The sequence below is a fragment of the Plantactinospora sp. CA-290183 genome, from assembly GCF_050936375.1.
GTDB lineage: Bacteria > Actinomycetota > Actinomycetes > Mycobacteriales > Micromonosporaceae > Plantactinospora.
The window spans coordinates 170,642-184,978 of the sequence record NZ_JBNJMX010000003.1; the positions used below are offsets into that span (position 1 = coordinate 170,642).

The 14,337-nt window shown below is 73.1% G+C and carries 15 protein-coding genes and 1 riboswitch; of the genes, 8 read left to right on the forward strand and 7 right to left on the reverse strand.

What is annotated here, in order from left to right; translation table 11 throughout:
- Positions 1-20 precede the first annotated feature (20 nt).
- From ACQEUR_RS08885 to ACQEUR_RS08900, 4 genes are read left to right on the forward strand one after another with little or no spacing between them, the layout of a single operon-like run.
- Complete coding sequence (locus ACQEUR_RS08885; RefSeq protein WP_433028216.1) at positions 21-407, forward strand: YbaB/EbfC family nucleoid-associated protein; 387 nt, start codon at positions 21-23, stop codon at positions 405-407.
- The gene (locus ACQEUR_RS08890; protein WP_433028218.1) at positions 404-715 is read left to right on the forward strand and encodes a type VII secretion target; all 312 of its coding nucleotides are present in this window, start codon (positions 404-406) and stop codon (positions 713-715) included. Before ACQEUR_RS08885 ends, ACQEUR_RS08890 begins: the two co-directional genes overlap by 4 nt.
- Positions 715-1,716: a hypothetical protein gene (locus tag ACQEUR_RS08895; RefSeq protein ID WP_433028220.1), complete on the forward strand. Its 1,002-nt coding sequence runs from the start codon at positions 715-717 to the stop codon at positions 1,714-1,716. The genes ACQEUR_RS08890 and ACQEUR_RS08895 overlap by 1 nt, the downstream gene beginning before the upstream one ends.
- A 10-nt stretch (positions 1,717-1,726) precedes the next feature.
- The gene (locus tag ACQEUR_RS08900) at positions 1,727-2,317 is read left to right on the forward strand and encodes a DUF6346 domain-containing protein (protein WP_433028222.1); all 591 of its coding nucleotides are present in this window, start codon (positions 1,727-1,729) and stop codon (positions 2,315-2,317) included.
- Between the two features lie 48 nt (positions 2,318-2,365).
- On the opposite strand, the gene ACQEUR_RS08905 is transcribed toward ACQEUR_RS08900, so the two are convergent.
- The 6 genes from ACQEUR_RS08905 to ACQEUR_RS08930 form a co-directional block, all read right to left on the reverse strand.
- Positions 2,366-3,298, reverse strand: coding sequence for a PfkB family carbohydrate kinase (locus ACQEUR_RS08905; RefSeq protein ID WP_433028224.1), 933 nt, complete (start codon positions 3,296-3,298; stop codon positions 2,366-2,368).
- On the reverse strand, positions 3,295-4,818 hold the full coding sequence (locus tag ACQEUR_RS08910) for a purine-cytosine permease family protein (protein WP_433028226.1): 1,524 nt from the start codon (positions 4,816-4,818) through the stop codon (positions 3,295-3,297). Before ACQEUR_RS08910 ends, ACQEUR_RS08905 begins: the two co-directional genes overlap by 4 nt.
- Before the next feature lie 32 nt (positions 4,819-4,850).
- Positions 4,851-5,927, reverse strand: coding sequence for an ADP-ribosylglycohydrolase family protein (locus tag ACQEUR_RS08915; protein WP_433028228.1), 1,077 nt, complete (start codon positions 5,925-5,927; stop codon positions 4,851-4,853).
- The gene (locus tag ACQEUR_RS08920) at positions 5,924-6,643 is read right to left on the reverse strand and encodes a GntR family transcriptional regulator (RefSeq protein WP_433028230.1); all 720 of its coding nucleotides are present in this window, start codon (positions 6,641-6,643) and stop codon (positions 5,924-5,926) included. The genes ACQEUR_RS08915 and ACQEUR_RS08920 overlap by 4 nt, the downstream gene beginning before the upstream one ends.
- Positions 6,644-6,725: 82 nt before the next feature.
- Positions 6,726-7,004, reverse strand: coding sequence for a DUF6295 family protein (locus ACQEUR_RS08925; protein ID WP_433028232.1), 279 nt, complete (start codon positions 7,002-7,004; stop codon positions 6,726-6,728).
- Positions 7,005-7,015: 11 nt separating this feature from the next.
- A complete protein-coding gene (locus tag ACQEUR_RS08930; RefSeq protein WP_433028234.1) occupies positions 7,016-7,810 on the reverse strand; it encodes a dienelactone hydrolase family protein in 795 nt (264 codons plus the stop codon).
- Between the two features lie 205 nt (positions 7,811-8,015).
- A riboswitch (SAM riboswitch) is annotated at positions 8,016-8,151 on the forward strand.
- 12 nt (positions 8,152-8,163) lie between these two features.
- On the opposite strand from ACQEUR_RS08930, the gene thrC reads away from it, so the two are divergent.
- From thrC to paaN, 3 genes are all read left to right on the forward strand, one after another.
- The gene (gene thrC, locus ACQEUR_RS08935; protein WP_433028236.1) at positions 8,164-9,459 is read left to right on the forward strand and encodes a threonine synthase; all 1,296 of its coding nucleotides are present in this window, start codon (positions 8,164-8,166) and stop codon (positions 9,457-9,459) included.
- Between the two features lie 388 nt (positions 9,460-9,847).
- Complete coding sequence (locus ACQEUR_RS08940; RefSeq protein ID WP_433028238.1) at positions 9,848-10,891, forward strand: GNAT family N-acetyltransferase; 1,044 nt, start codon at positions 9,848-9,850, stop codon at positions 10,889-10,891.
- Positions 10,892-10,924: 33 nt separating this feature from the next.
- Positions 10,925-12,640, forward strand: coding sequence for a phenylacetic acid degradation protein PaaN (gene paaN / locus ACQEUR_RS08945; protein ID WP_433028240.1), 1,716 nt, complete (start codon positions 10,925-10,927; stop codon positions 12,638-12,640).
- Positions 12,641-12,708: 68 nt separating this feature from the next.
- On the opposite strand, the gene ACQEUR_RS08950 is transcribed toward paaN, so the two are convergent.
- Positions 12,709-13,173: an N-acetyltransferase family protein gene (locus tag ACQEUR_RS08950; RefSeq protein WP_433028964.1), complete on the reverse strand. Its 465-nt coding sequence runs from the start codon at positions 13,171-13,173 to the stop codon at positions 12,709-12,711.
- 446 nt (positions 13,174-13,619) lie between these two features.
- Between ACQEUR_RS08950 and ACQEUR_RS08955 the strand changes: the two genes are divergently transcribed.
- The gene (locus ACQEUR_RS08955) at positions 13,620-13,823 is read left to right on the forward strand and encodes a cold-shock protein (RefSeq protein ID WP_173040429.1); all 204 of its coding nucleotides are present in this window, start codon (positions 13,620-13,622) and stop codon (positions 13,821-13,823) included.
- The last annotated feature ends 514 nt before the right edge of the window (positions 13,824-14,337 follow it).

Consider the following 14,337-nt stretch of genomic DNA (forward strand, 5'->3'; position numbering starts at 1 on the left):
GGACACGGGGGGAGGACGCGATGCCACAGGATCCTGAGGACTTTCTGGTCGACTGGGAGCGCCGGGTGGAGCAGCAGACGATGCTCACCGCCGAACTCAGCGAGCGTATGGAGCAGAACCAGGCATCGGTCGAGTCGAGGGGCGGCGAGGCCGTCGTGACCGTCGACTCGTCCGGGGGCATGATTGCGCTGCGGCTCAGCGAACGGGCGATGCGGCTGTCGGCGAGGGAGCTCGCCGAGACCGTTCTCGACACCAACAAGCGGGCGCAGGCGAAGATGGCGCAACAGATGGCCGACCTGGTGGGCAGCCTGTACGGCCCGGGCTCGGAGACGGCGTCCTTCATCAGCGGCGTCTACACCAGACAGTTCCCGGAGCCGCCCGAGGATGAGGAGGATGACCGGCGATGACGAGTCCTGACATCAAACTGGCCACGGCGGAGGTTCGCCAGCACTCCAAGATGGTGGAGGAGGCCGCCGAGATGTGCCGGGAGGCCACCGCCGGGGCGGAGTACCTCGACCTGCACGACGAGGTCTACGGCATCCTGTGCAGCCCGCTGTTCCTGCCGATTCTCAATCCGATCCAGGAGCGCGCGGTCAGCGAGATCCGCTCCGGGGCGGAAGCGACGGCGCACCTGGCGGAGCTGCTGCGGGCGCTGGCCGACAACGTCGACATCACCGACGGCGCCGCCGCCGAACGGATCAGGAGCACCCGATAATGAGCACCGACGCGGCATTCACCCGGCCGACCCTCATCGCCGCCGAGGGCGGCACGAAGGCGTACGAGGGCGCCGGCATCTTCGAGTCGGCCTGCGGGATCGCCGACGGCATGCGGAACCAGGACTGGCTGGGTGTCGGGGGCAACCTCGTGGCCGGCGGCCTCTCCGCCCTCGGGGCCATCATGGATCCCCTGCAGGCCGTCTTCGCCGCCGGCGTCGCCTGGCTGATGGAGCACGTCAGTTTCCTGCGCGAGCCGCTGGACAAGCTGGCCGGCGACCCGAAGGCGATCGAGGGCCACGCCCAGAGCTGGTACAACATCGAGCGGCGCATCTACCAGGCCACCGACTTCTTCGTCGACGAGGTCAACCGGAGCACCGCCGCGTGGACGTCGCAGGCGGCGGCGGCCTACCGGGCCCGCGCCCGGTCGCACGCGGAGTCGGTGCAGGCGTTGGGTGCGATCGCGGACGCGATGAGCAAGGCGACCACCATCGTCGGGGCGATGGTGGGCGTCATCCGCAACACCATCCGCGACATCGTGGCCGACGTCGTCGGGGCCTGCATCTCCAAGGCGTTGCAGGCGCTCACGGTGGTGCTGATCCCCAAGGTCGCCGCCGAGATCGCCGTCCTGGTCGGCAAGACCAGCAGCAAGATTCTCAACCTGCTGCGGCGGCTGTTCGAGTCGATCAAGCGCATCGGCCTGTTCACCGGTCAGTGCGACACCATCCTCGCGCAGATCGGCCAGGCCAGCCGCAACACCCTGCGGCTGGAGGCGTTCCGCATGCAGGCCGCGTTCGAGGGAGGGCCCGGCCTGAGCGGTTTCCGGCAGGCGTACAACACGCTCGGCCGGGGTCACACCTCGGTGTACGGCTCGGTCGGCCAGGCGGCCGAGAACACCGGGCGCTCCGCGGCCCACACGAACGGCGCGCAGAACAGCGGGCAGGCCGGCGATACGCTGCGCGAAGACAACCCGTCCCCGAGTCGCATCGAGCTTCCGCTCTAGGGAGGGCAGTGTGGTGGAACCGCCGGACGACCGGATCGCCAGGCGTCTCGCCGAGATCAGGGAACAGGAGCGGGAGCTGGACCGTCAGGACGCCGAGCGGGACGCCGCTGCCCGGGATCCCGCCGCCGCGGTGGTACGGCGGACCGGCGGCGCCCTGCGGTCGTTCCTGTTCCTCGCCGGGGTGCTGGTCCTGGCGGCGAGCCTGTTGGGGGTGGCCGTCACCCTGAACCGGCTGGCCGGCTACGACATGGCGGACGCCAGGCGCGAGGGCCAGGCGACGGTGAGTTCCTGCGTGCCGCACGGCCCGATCACCAACCGTGGGTTCGGCTACTGGGAGAGCTGCGAGGTGGAGGTGACCTGGGCCGGCGGCGGGGTCGAGCATCTGACCGTCGGTGCGGTCTTCACCTCCGCCGACATCGGTGCCACCATTCGCGTCGGTGACCTGGGCAACTACCGCAGCAGCCGCAAGCTGGCCCGCGCCGACGTCCCGGACCGGCCGTGGCTGTCGTGGCTGGGGTACGCGGCCGGCGCCCTTGCCATCCCGCCCGGTTTCGTGGGCGTCCTGCTCCTGCGCGAGACCCTGCGACGCCGACGGAAGTAGCCGGCGTCGCCGGGGCCCGGCCGCCGGGTGGCGGACGGGCGCGCACGCTCAGTCGACCGGTGCGGTGGCGAGCAGGATGTCGACCTCGTCGGCGGTCGGGGCGGTGGCGGGGCCGCGCCGGGTCACGGCGAGCGCGGCGGCGGCGTTGGCCCGGCGTACCGCGTCGGCCGGGTCGAGGCCCCGGGCCAGCGCGGCGGCGAACGCGCCCACGTGGGCGTCGCCCGCGCCGTTGGTGTCCACCACGGTCACCGGGAACGCCGGTACGATGACCGGCGGCCGGTCGCCCTCGACCAGCACGGCGCCGTCCGGGCCGGTCCGGACGAGCACGCCGGCCCGCCCGGTCCGGGTCGCCAGCGCCGCCGCGGCGGCGGCCGGGTCGCCGAGTCCGGTGAGCAGCCCCGCCTCCCGCTCGTTGCAGCTCCACCAGTCGGCGCGGGCCAGCGCCGGGGCCAGTACCGGTTGCGGGATCTGGGTGACCAGCGGGCCGGGGTCGACGACGACGGTGATCCCGGCGTCGAGCGTCGGCAGCCACCGGGCCAGCGCCGGTCCGTTCACCGGATACGCCAGGCTGTAGCCGGAGACGTAGACCAGGTCGCCGGGGCGCAGCTCGATCCGGGCCAGGTCCGCCGGCCCGAGCCGGGCCTCCGCGCCCGGGCTGGTGGCGAAGGTACGTTCCCCGCCCGGGTCCACCATGACGACGCTGAACCCGGTGTCCCGGTCCGCCAGTCGGGGCTGCACGATCTCGATGCCCGCCTCGGCGAGCTGGCGCCGGGCCAGCTCGCCGAACGGACCGGTCCCGTGCATCCCGGCGTACCCGCTGGGCAGGCCCTGGCGGGCGGCGGCGACCATCACGTTGAGGCCGCCCCCGGCGGTGATCCGGCTCTCGGTGGCCAGCACGTCCCCGCCGGGCTCCGGCAGTCCGGGCAGGTACATCACCACGTCCACGACGACGTTGCCGGTGTGCACCAGCCGGGCGGTCACGGCCGGGTCCCGACCGGCCGGCCGTCGACCGGGGCGTCCGGTCGGGTGGCGCCGGCCAGCTCCGGCCCGCCGCTCCGGCGGCGGGACGTCACGGAGGCGAGCAGGTAGAGCCCGCCGGCCACCACGAACGCGGCGACCCAGCCGAGCCCGTTGCCGCCCAGCCAGGAGTCCGCCAGCGGACCGGCGAACCAGACGTCGGTGGCCGAGGTGGAGGCGGTGGTGAAGAGGAGCCCGACGACGACGCCGGCCAGCCAGGGCAGCACCGCCGACCACCGGAACCCGCCCCGGTACCAGTAGACGCCGGTCGAGGTGGTGTCCATCAGGCCGCGCGGGTCGTACTCCCGGCGGAAGAGCATGTCGACCAGGAAGACCGCGACCCAGGCCGTGATCGGCACGGCGAGCAGCGAGATGAAGGTGATGAACGGTCCGTAGAAGTCCCCGGCGATCAGCATGAAGTAGACGCCGCCGGCCAGGGTCAGCACGATGTCCAGCCCGACGGCGATCACCCGGCGGGTCCGCAGCCCGAGGGTGATCATGGTCAGCCCGGCGGAGTAGACGGAGAGGTTGTTGGAGAGCAGCAGCCCGCCGAAGGCGGCGAGCAGGTACGGCACCGCCATCCAGGACGGCAGCATCACCTGGATCGCCGAGACCGGGTCGCTGGCGGCGGCGAGGCTGCCGTCGCCGGCCGAGAGGAGGCCGCCGAGCCCGATCAGCAGGAACAGGGGTACGCCCGCGCCGACCGAGGCCGCCGCGACGATCCGCCGGCCCGGTACGTGCCGGTGCTGGTAGCGGGCCATGTCCGCGCCCGCGTTCGCCCAGCCGATGCCGGTGCCGGCGGCGATCACGCCGATCCCGGCGATCACGACGCTGGCCGGGGCGGCCGGGGCGTTCAGCACGGCGTCCCAGTTCACCCGGGTCACCAGGAAGGCGCCGACGAGCACGTTCAGCGCCCCGAAGACGTACGTGGCCCACTGCTGGATCCAGACCAGCGTGGCGTGCCCCAGCCCGGAGACCACCAGGGTGAGCACGACGAAGACGAGCAGGCTGAGCACGGTCAACACCGGGTTCGCCTTCAGCCCGAAGACAATGCTGAGCAGCGCCAGCAGCGCGTACGCGGCGGTGGTGGTGTTGACCGTCTCCCAGCCGACCCGGGACAGCCACGAGACCAGGGTCGGCCCGTGGTTGCCGCGCGGGCCGAAGACGGCCCGGGACAGGGTCATGCTGGGTGCCCCACCCCACTTGCCGGCCACGCTGATCAGCCCGACCAGGGCGAACGACCCGAAGGAGCCGATCGCGGCGACGAGCAGGGCCTGCCAGATGTTCATGCCGCGCAGCGCGACGAGGGTGGCGCCCAGCGGCAGTCCCAGGATCGAGATGTTCGCCGCGAACCACACCCAGAAGAGCTGGCCCGGTCCACCGGTGCGTTCGGCGGGTGGTACCGGTTCGATGCCCCTGGTCTCGACGGCGCCGATCCGGTTGCTGTCGGCCGGGGAGGTTCCGGCCAGTTCGGTCGCGGACATCTTCGTCCTGCCTTTCCCTGCGGGTACCGGCGTCAGCTCTGCTGCTGACGGAGGGCGAGCAGGTGGGTCGCCATGTCGGTCAACGGAAGGTGGTTCACCGCGTCGATCGTCTCGAGCGCGGTGACGGGGAAGGCGTCGACGCCGTGGGTGGCGCCGGCGATGGCGCCGACGATGGCGGCGATGGTGTCGCAGTCGCCGCCGAGGGAGGCGGCGAGGAGGCAGGCCCGCCACGGGTCGTCCGGGTGCACGGCGAGCACCGCGAAGGCGGCCGGGACCGACTCCTGGGTGGCCACGCTCGTCCCGACGAGGCGGTAGATCACTTCGGCGGCCTCCTCCGGCGGCCGGTGGGCGACCAGGCGGCTGGCCCAGTCGATCCGGGCAGCGACGTCGGCGGCGGCGATCCAGTGGCCGCGGGTGCCGGCGAGTTGTGCGGCGCGGACGGCGGTCGCGGTCGCGGTCGCCGGGTCGGCGCCGTCCAGGCCGGCGCTGACCGCCGCGGCCACGGCGGCGGCCCCGGCGAGCGCGACGCCGGTGTTGTGGGTGACCCAGCTCGCCTCCACCACGCGCGCCACGAGCCGGTCCAGGTCGCTCGGGGGTACGGCGATGCCGACCGGGGTGATCCGCATGGCGGCGCCGTTGGTGGTGCCGAAGCGGCCGGCCTCCTCGATCGGGCGACCGGCGGCCACGGCGGCGACCGCGGCCCGGGTCGACGGGCCGAGCAGGTCCAGCGACCCCCGGCGGCGCATGTCATCCTCCCAGGCGAGCAGTTCCCGGGCGAGCCGGTGTCCGTCGATCCGCCCGGCGCCGGCGAAGAGCAGTCGGCCCAGCAGCACCGCCTGTTCGGTGTCGTCGGTGACCGCGCCGGCCGGCATGCCGGGGGCGATCGGCTGGTCGGCGGGGCCCGGCTCGAAACCGGTCAGCTGGCCGTACCGGGCCTGGATCCGCTCGCGGGGCAGGGACTGGGTCGGCATGCCGAGCGCGTCGCCGACGGCGAGTCCGGTGAGGGCCCCGACCGCCCGCGCCTGGACCGTCGACGACCCCGCGGGGCGCGCGGGTTGCGCCGGGCCGGGCTGTGTGGGCACCTGTGGTCCACCGGTCGACGGGCTCATGCCGGCCTCTCCCCGAAGCGCAGGTGCAGCCGGAACCGCTCGGGGTCCAGCAGGCTCTCGACGTGCTCGACGAAGCCGCCGTCGGCGGCGCGGCTGAGTCGCCGGGTGTGCAGGTGCAGCTTCCCCCGGTGGCAACCGAGCAGGTCCGCGTCGGTCTGGGTGGCGGGGGCCAGCTCGACCCACTCCTCGCCCCAGGCCGCCGCCAGGCCGGCGGCCCGCAGCGCCGCGTAGAGCGACCCGGTCAGCCCGCGGCCGGGCAGCTCGCGCAGGGTCCCGACGGCGGGGATCCGGCTCCGCTCGATGGAGATCGCGGGGCCGTCGACGAGTGACCGGAGCCGGTCCACGGCGACGTACTCGGCGGTGGGCAGGTCGAACCGCTCCGCCAGCTCGGGCTCGTGCACCAGCTCCAGCCGGAGCACCCGGACCGTCGTCGGCACTCCCTGTTCGGCGAGCGCGCGCGCCCAGCCGAGCCGGTCGTCGAGCGGGCGGCCGTCGAAGGTGACGAACGAGCCCTTGCCGGAGTGGGTGGAGATCAGCCCGCGCCGGCCCAGCTCGGTGAGGGCCTGCCGCACCGTGGTGCGGCTCACGTCGAACCGCGCGGCGAGCGCGTGCTCGCCGGGCAGTTGCGCACCGTGCGTCAGCCGGCCGCCCCGGATCTCCCGGGCCAACTCGTCGGCGATCCGCTGGTGCTTCAGCCGGCTAACCTGTCCAGACATGTCCAGTAGGCTAGCGCTGAGCTGCCGCTGTCGACAACCGGGCGGGGCGGCCGGGCCTTCCCGCCCCACCCGCGCGGGCCGGTCAGACCCGCTGGTCGCGGCTCGCCAGGCCGGGCGGCGCGGACGCGAGCGCCGCCTGGATCGCCGCCACCAGCGCCAGCGCCGACTCCTCGGTCAGCTCGACCGCGACCCGTGCCCCCGGCCCGGCCGCCGGGTTCAGGAAGTCGATGTTCAGCGTGTGGGCGTACGGGGCGTGCGTCGGGTGGTCGACGTAGACCGTGGCGTGGCTGAGCGGGAACCAGCCTCCCGCGCCCTTCCCGCTGCCGTCGATCTCGCACTTCTCGGTGAGGTACGTGCACATGGCGGTCTCCCTCAGGCGCTGAGCTGGCGGTCGAGGAACTCCCGGATCCGCTGCCAGCCCTCGGTGGCGGCCTCCGGCCGGTAGGCGGGCCGGTTGACCGCGAAGAAGCCGTGCCCGGCCCCGTCGTAGCTGTGGAACTCGTGCGGCTTGCCGAGCCGGGTCAGCTCCCGGTCGAGTTCCGCCACCTGTGCCGGCGACGGGTACTGGTCCTCCGCCCCGAACATGCCCAGCAGCGGGCAGTGCAGCGAGCCCGCCTCGTCCAGCAGCGGCGGCACCCGGAGCGGGAAGTCCTCCGGCGGCTCGCCGACCACGAACGCGCCGTAGCAGTCGACGGCGGCGTCCAGCGGCAGCCGGCAGGCGGCGAGGAAGGCCTGCCGCCCGCCGGAGCAGTAGCCGATCACCCCGACCCTGCCGTTCGCGGCGGGCAGCCCTCGCAGGTGGTCGGCCGCGCCGGCCACGTCGCCCACCAGCCGGTCGTCCGGTACGCCGCCTGCGGCCCGCGCCGTGGCGGCCGCGTCGTCGGGGCTGGCGCCCGGCGCCTCCCGGCTGTAGAGGTTGGGGCAGATGGCCGCGTACCCGTAGCTGGCCAGCCGCCGGGTGATCTCCTTGGTCGGCTCGTCGTAGCCGGGCATGTGGTGGATGACCACGACCCCGCCGTGCGGCGCCGGGCCGAGCGGCCGGGCCAGGTACGCCTCGATCTCGTCGCCGCCCGCCCCGGTGATCCGGACGGTTCCGGCCTGCATCGCGTCCTGCAAGATCTTCTGCTCCCGTCTCTCCGCCGCCGCCTGGCCACCCCAACTGCGCATTCGGCGTGTTCGCCAGCCTAGGCGACCGATTTCGGCGCCGGCACGAGCGTGATCACCGTGATCAGGGAGCCGGCATCCCGACACGCCGACGACACGCCAGCGGTACTCCCTGATCACGCTGATCATGGGGGATCTTGCTCACAACGGGAGGATGGGCCGGGACAGGGGGAGGTACGGCGCCGTAGACTGACCCGCACAACTGCATACCTCATCCAGAGGGGCTGAGGGATACGGCCCGTTGACGCCCCGGCAACCACTTCGCCGTCTCGATGACGAGGCCTTGGCGAGGCAGGTGCCAAATCCGTCCCCGCCGCGCGATGCGGCGCTGGGGAAGATGAGAGGACGGCCTCGCCATGACGTCGATCATCGACGCGACTCCCACCCACACCACTCCGGTGGCCCCGAACCCGGCCCGCGTCCTGGTCTGTCGCGGCTGCGGTACCGAATACCCGCTCGCCGCGCAGCACGCCTGTTACGAGTGTTTCGGCCCGCTGGAGGTCGGCTACGACCCGGCCCTGCTGGCCCGGGTGACCCGGGCCGACATCGAGGCCGGCCCGCGCAACCTGTGGCGCTACGCCCCGCTGCTGCCCACCGGCCAGGACCCCGCCACCCGGATCACCCTCGACCCCGGGTTCACCCCGCTGATCCCGGCCACCGCCCTCGCCGCGGACCTCGGCATCCGCGCCCCGCTCTGGGTCAAGGACGACAGCGCCAACCCCACCCACTCGTTCAAGGACCGAGTCGTCTCGGTGGCCCTGACCGCGGCCCGCGGCCTCGGCTTCAGCCGGTTCGCCTGCGCCTCCACCGGCAACCTGGCCAACTCGGTCGCCGCGCACGCCGCGCGCGCCGGGGTCCCCTCCATCGTCTTCATCCCCGGCGACCTGGAGCAGGGCAAGGTCGTCACCACCGCCGTCTACGGCGGTGACCTGGTGGCGATCGACGGCTCCTACGACGACGTCAACCGGCTCTGCGGCGAGCTGGTGGAGACCGACGAGTTCGAGGACACCGCGTTCGTCAACGTCAACGTCCGGCCCTACTACGCCGAGGGTTCCAAGACCCTGGGGTACGAGGTCGCCGAGCAGCTCGGCTGGCGAATCCCCGAGCAGGTGGTCATCCCGATGGCCAGCGGCGAGCTGCTCACCAAGATTGACAAGGCGTTCAGCGAGCTGGTCGAGATCGGTCTGGTCGAGGCGCCGGCCAACGGGTGGCGGGTCTTCGGCGCGCAGTCGGCCGGCTGCAACCCGATCGCCACCGCGCTGCACGCCGGCACGGACGTGATCACCCCGGTCCGGCCGACCGGCATCGCGAAGTCGCTCAACATCGGCGACCCGGCCGCCGGCCTGTACGCGCTGGAGGCGGTGCGTCGTACCGGGGGCTGGATGGAGTACGTGGACGACGACGAGATCCGCGACGGCATCCGGCGGCTGGCCCGTACCACCGGGGTCTTCGCCGAGACGGCCGGCGGGGTGACCGTGGCCGTGTTGGCGAAGCTGGTGGCGAGCGGCCGACTCGACCCGGACGCCGAGACGGTCGTCTACAACACCGGTGAGGGGCTCAAGACCATCGACGCGGTGGCGGCCCAGGTCGGTCCGACGTACCGGATGAAGCCGTCGCTGCGGGCGGCCCGCGACGCCGGCCTGCTCGGCTGATCCACCCCGCCGGTCGGGTCGGCGGCGCCGCGTGAGGATTACTCACGTGCACCTGCACGTGCGCTCGACCCGACCGTCCGGAGGCGCGGCGCCGGATGCGGCCTGTAGCTGCGGTTTTGCCGCACGTGACGAAAACACCCGCGTGAAGGCTTGACGACCGCATCTGCAGGACGCAAGATGCTCCGTGCGGGAGGGCGCATCGCCGTAGACTTTTCAAGCTCTTACGTCCCAACGCCGGAGGCGTTGTGCGATCGTCCTCCCGACCAAACTTCCACCGGTCGGCCCTCGGATCGACACCGGTGCGGCACATGAATCAATTCCGATCGATCCACTGAGGAAACGCCGATATTCGGTCGCGTCCGGACGGTGCGCCGGGCACCCTCGGGGGATGGACATCGTGGTCACCCCGTTCGACGCCGCCGACGACGTCGCGATCGAGCGGGGGTACGAGATCCTCGCCGACGCCCGCGCGGCCGAGGCGCCGGACCTGCCGCGCTACTGCCGGCAGCGTTTCGTCGGCGGGTTCCGGCACCCGATGCCCGGCGAAGAGCAGCGACACGCGCTGGCCCACCTCGACGACGTCCCGGTCGGATACCTGACCGTCACGCTGCCCCAGTTGGAAAACCTGGAGAACGCGCAGCTCACCCTCGCGGTGCACCCCGGGTACGGGCGCCGCGGCGTCGGCCGGGCGCTCTACGGGTACGCGGTGCGACTGCTCCGCGACCTCGGCCGTAAACGGGTCGTCGCGGAGACCGTCAGCACGCTCGCCGACCCCGCCACCGGTACGGCCGCCGACCCGGCCTCCGGCGCCACCCCCGGGGACGCCTTCGCGCTCGCGATGGGCGGGCACTTCGCGCTCGCCGACGTACGCCGCCGGCTCGACGTGGCCGCGGTCGACTCGCCGGCGCTGGACCGGCTGCTGGATGCCGCCCGGCTGCGCGCGGCCGGCTACTCGGTGGTGCGCTGGCCCGACCGGACCCCGGAGGAGTACGTCGACGACGTCGCCTATCTGGACAGCCGGCTGGTCGGGGACGCACCGCTCGGCGACCTCACGTGGGATTCGCCGGTGCCCGACGTCGCCCGGCTGCGCGGGATCGAGGCGGGGCTGGAGGCCCGCGGCATGCGGTGGTACAACTGCGGCGTCCGGCACGACGCGACCGGCCGGCTGGTCGCCTGGACCATGATCGGGCTGGCCGCGAGCTGCGACTGGCACGCCTACCAGCAGATCACCCTCGTCGAGCCCCGGCACCGGGGCCACCGGCTGGGCACGATCATCAAGATCGAGAATCTGCGGTACGCCCTGGAGCGCGAGCCCGCCCTGCGGTTCATCGACACCTACAACGCGGCGTCGAACACCTACATGATCTCGATCAACGAGGCGATGGGCTTCCGCCCCGTCGCCGCACTGCACAGCTGGCAGGCGACCATCTGACCCGATGGCGCTGAGCTGGTGCATGATGGCGGGATGACCCCTACACCTGGGAGTCGGGCCGGCGCCGAAGCCACGAGCCAGCCCAGCCCGCATCCCCTCTTCGCCCGGCACGCCGACACCCTGGAGCGTGCGCTGACCGCGATCGCCGAGCGCGGCTACTGGTCGGCCTACCCCGAGTCGCCCAGCCCCCGCGTCTACGGCGAGACCGCCGCCGCCGAGGGTGAGGCCGCCTTCCGCTCGTACCTGGGTGGCAAGTTCCCGCTCGACCAGCCCGGCACCGTGGACTGGGTCGCCACCGAGGCGAGCCCGTTCGGCATCGACCTGGGCGTGCAGTACCCGCACACCGACGCGGAGGCGCTGCTCGCCACCGCCACCGCCGCCCTGCCCGGCTGGCGGGACGCCGGCCCGCAGACCCGGCTGGGGGTCTGCCTGGAGATCCTGGCCCGGCTGCACGCGCACATCTTCGAGCTGGCCAACGCGGTGCATGCCACCAGCGGCCAGGCCTTCGTGATGGCCTTCCAGGCCGGTGGCGCGCACGCGCTGGACCGGGCGCTGGAGGCGCTCGCCTACGCGTACCGGGAGATGACCCGGCACCCGGCGAGCGCGGCCTGGGAGAAGCCGGCCGGCAAGGGCGACCCGCTGCGGATGACCAAAACCTTCCACGTGGTGCCGCGCGGGGTGGCCCTGGTGGTCGGCTGCAACACCTTCCCGACCTGGAACTCCTACCCGGGCCTCTTCGCCTCGCTGGCCACCGGCAACCCGGTCGTGGTCAAGCCGCACCCCCGGGCCGTGCTGCCGCTGGCGATCACCGTCCGGTACGCCCGGGAGGTGCTCGCCGAGGCCGGCTTCGACCCGAACGTGATCATGCTCGCCGCCGAGGCGCCGGGCGAGGGGCTCGCCTCGACCCTGGCACTCCGGCCCGAGGTGCGGATCGTCGACTTCACCGGCTCCACCGAGTACGGCGACTGGCTCGAGACGAACGCCCGGCAGGCCGCGGTCTACACCGAGAAGGCCGGGGTCAACAGCATCGTGGTGGACTCCACCGACGACTTCGCCGGGATGTGCCGCAACATCGGCTTCTCACTGGTCCTCTACAGCGGACAGATGTGCACCACCCCGCAGAACATCCTGGTCCCCACCGGAGGCATCGAGACCGACCAGGGGCACAAGAGCTTCGACGAGGTGACCGCCGGAATCGCCGGCGCGGTCGGCAAGCTCACCGCCGACCCGGCCCGGGCCGTCGAACTGATCGGCGCGATCGTCAACGACGGGGTGCTGGCCCGGCTCGACGAGGCGGCGGAAGTCGGCGAGACGCTGCTGCCGTCCCGGACCGTCGAACACCCCGGCTACCCGGGCGCGGTGGTCCGTACCCCGCTGATCGCCCGGCTCGGCGCGGACGCCGTGCCGACGTACGGGCGGGAGTGGTTCGGGCCGATCTCCTTCGTGGTCGCGACCGACTCCACCGCACACAGCCTGGCGATCCTGCGCCAGACGGTGCGGGAGCGCGGCGCGCTGACCGCCTCGGTCTACGCCACCGACCCGGCCGTGCTGGACGCCGCCGAGACGGCGGCGATCGAGACCGGGGTGCACCTCTCCTGCAACCTCACCGGGGGCGTCTTCGTCAACCAGTCGGCCGCGTTCTCCGACTTCCACGGCAGCGGCGCCAACCCGGCCGCCAACGCCGCCCTGACCGACGGCGCGTACGTCGCCAACCGGTTCCGCGTGGTCCAGGCCCGCCGACACCACTGAGGGGTAAGGAAGGGCCCCTTCTTATCGCTTTTTGTATAGGAAGGGCCCCTTCCTAACCGCGTCGGCGCTCAGGCCGCCCGGCGCATCTGCAACTCGCGCAGGACCGGCACGGTCGGGTGCGCCACCCGTACCCCGGTGTCGACGAACCCCAGCCGCTCGTACGCCCGTACCGCGTGGTCGTTGCCGACGACGACCTCCAGCAGCAGTTCCGGTCGGCCGGCGGCCCGGGACCAGGCGGCGACCTCGGCGATCAGGGCAGCCAGCAGTCCGCTGCCGCGCCAGGCCGGTGTGATGTAGACGGTGGAGACGATGGTGAGGCCCGGCTGCCCGGGTGCCGCCTGCCCGCCGGCGTGCCCGACGAACCGGCCGTCGGCCTCGGCCACGAACTGGGCGGAGCGGTGGCCCGTCGAGGTGCCGGCGATCCGGGCGGCGAAGTCGGCGTGCGGCCGGGCGGCCGCGTCGGCGAGCGTCTGCAGGAAGGCCAGCGGTGAGTCGGCGAGCATCTCCAGCCGCAGCGCCCGCCACCGGCCCACGTCGGTCGGCCGGACCCGGCGTACCGGCGGCGGTCCGGCGGCCGAGCGACCGGCGACCGCCGGTACGGGGCTGGCGGGGGCGTCCGGGGCCGGGGCCGTCTCCGGGCCGGCGGTGGTGTTCGGGGCGGGTACCGGCACGTCGGCAATGGTCGCACGGCGTGCTCGGCTCCGCGCCGTCGGCTACCGACGCACTCGCCGCCCGGCAAGACCGGTCGTGAGCTGTGCAGCGACACCGGCCAATGGGAAATAGCGGCGGAGAACCGTGCGGTTCTGAGCCTGCTGCCCGTTTTGGAGTAGTGCGTTGGCGACAGACCTGGTGTACGGTGCGGTTTCGGCCGCTCGATTCGGTGGACCTTCCGGAACCCGGCTCGGCGGCCCCGGCAGGCGTACGCGTCGACGCCGGGGGAGTCGTCAACCCCGGCGCGACCGAAGTAAGGAAGTGCACCGTGGCGCAGGGCACCGTGAAGTGGTTCAACAGCGAAAAGGGCTACGGCTTCATCGCGGTCGACGGTGGACAGGACGTGTTCGTCCACTTCTCCGCGATCGAGATGGATGGCTACAAGGCACTCGACGACGGTCAGCGCGTCGAGTTCGAAATCGCGCAGGGCCAGAAGGGTCCGCAGGCGGAGAAGGTCCGCCTCATCGCGTGAGGCCGCCGAAATAGCGGCCTACCCCCTTCGGCACTTCGACACCCGGCGATCCGGTTTCCTATCCGGTCCGGGGCGCATTCTCCAGCCGTAGCGTGCCCGCCGCCCCGTCGCCGCTCGGTCCGGCTGCCGACCCTGTTCGGCCGCCGACCCTGTTCGGCCCTGCCGACCGGTCCGCCACCGGCTCCGGCTGGTTCCTCGCGGGTGTCCGAGGCCTTCCGCGCGGGCGCCGGTCGGGCCCGGCCGGGGTTGATCCGTGGGTTCCGGCCGGGCCGATCCGTGGGCCCTGGCCGGGCCGATCCGTGGGGCTCCGGCCGGTCCGATCCGTGGGCCCTGGCCGGGCCGATCCGTGGGGCTCCAGCCGGGTTGACCCGCGGCCCGCTGAGGACGGGCGGCGATCCCCGGGTCGCCGTCCCCGAGCCGGCTGGCGCCGGGCGGCCCTTCCTCGCCGGCTGCGCCGTTCCACGTGCCGCTGGCCCGACGCCGTTCCTCGCAGGCTGCGTCGCTCCACGTGCCG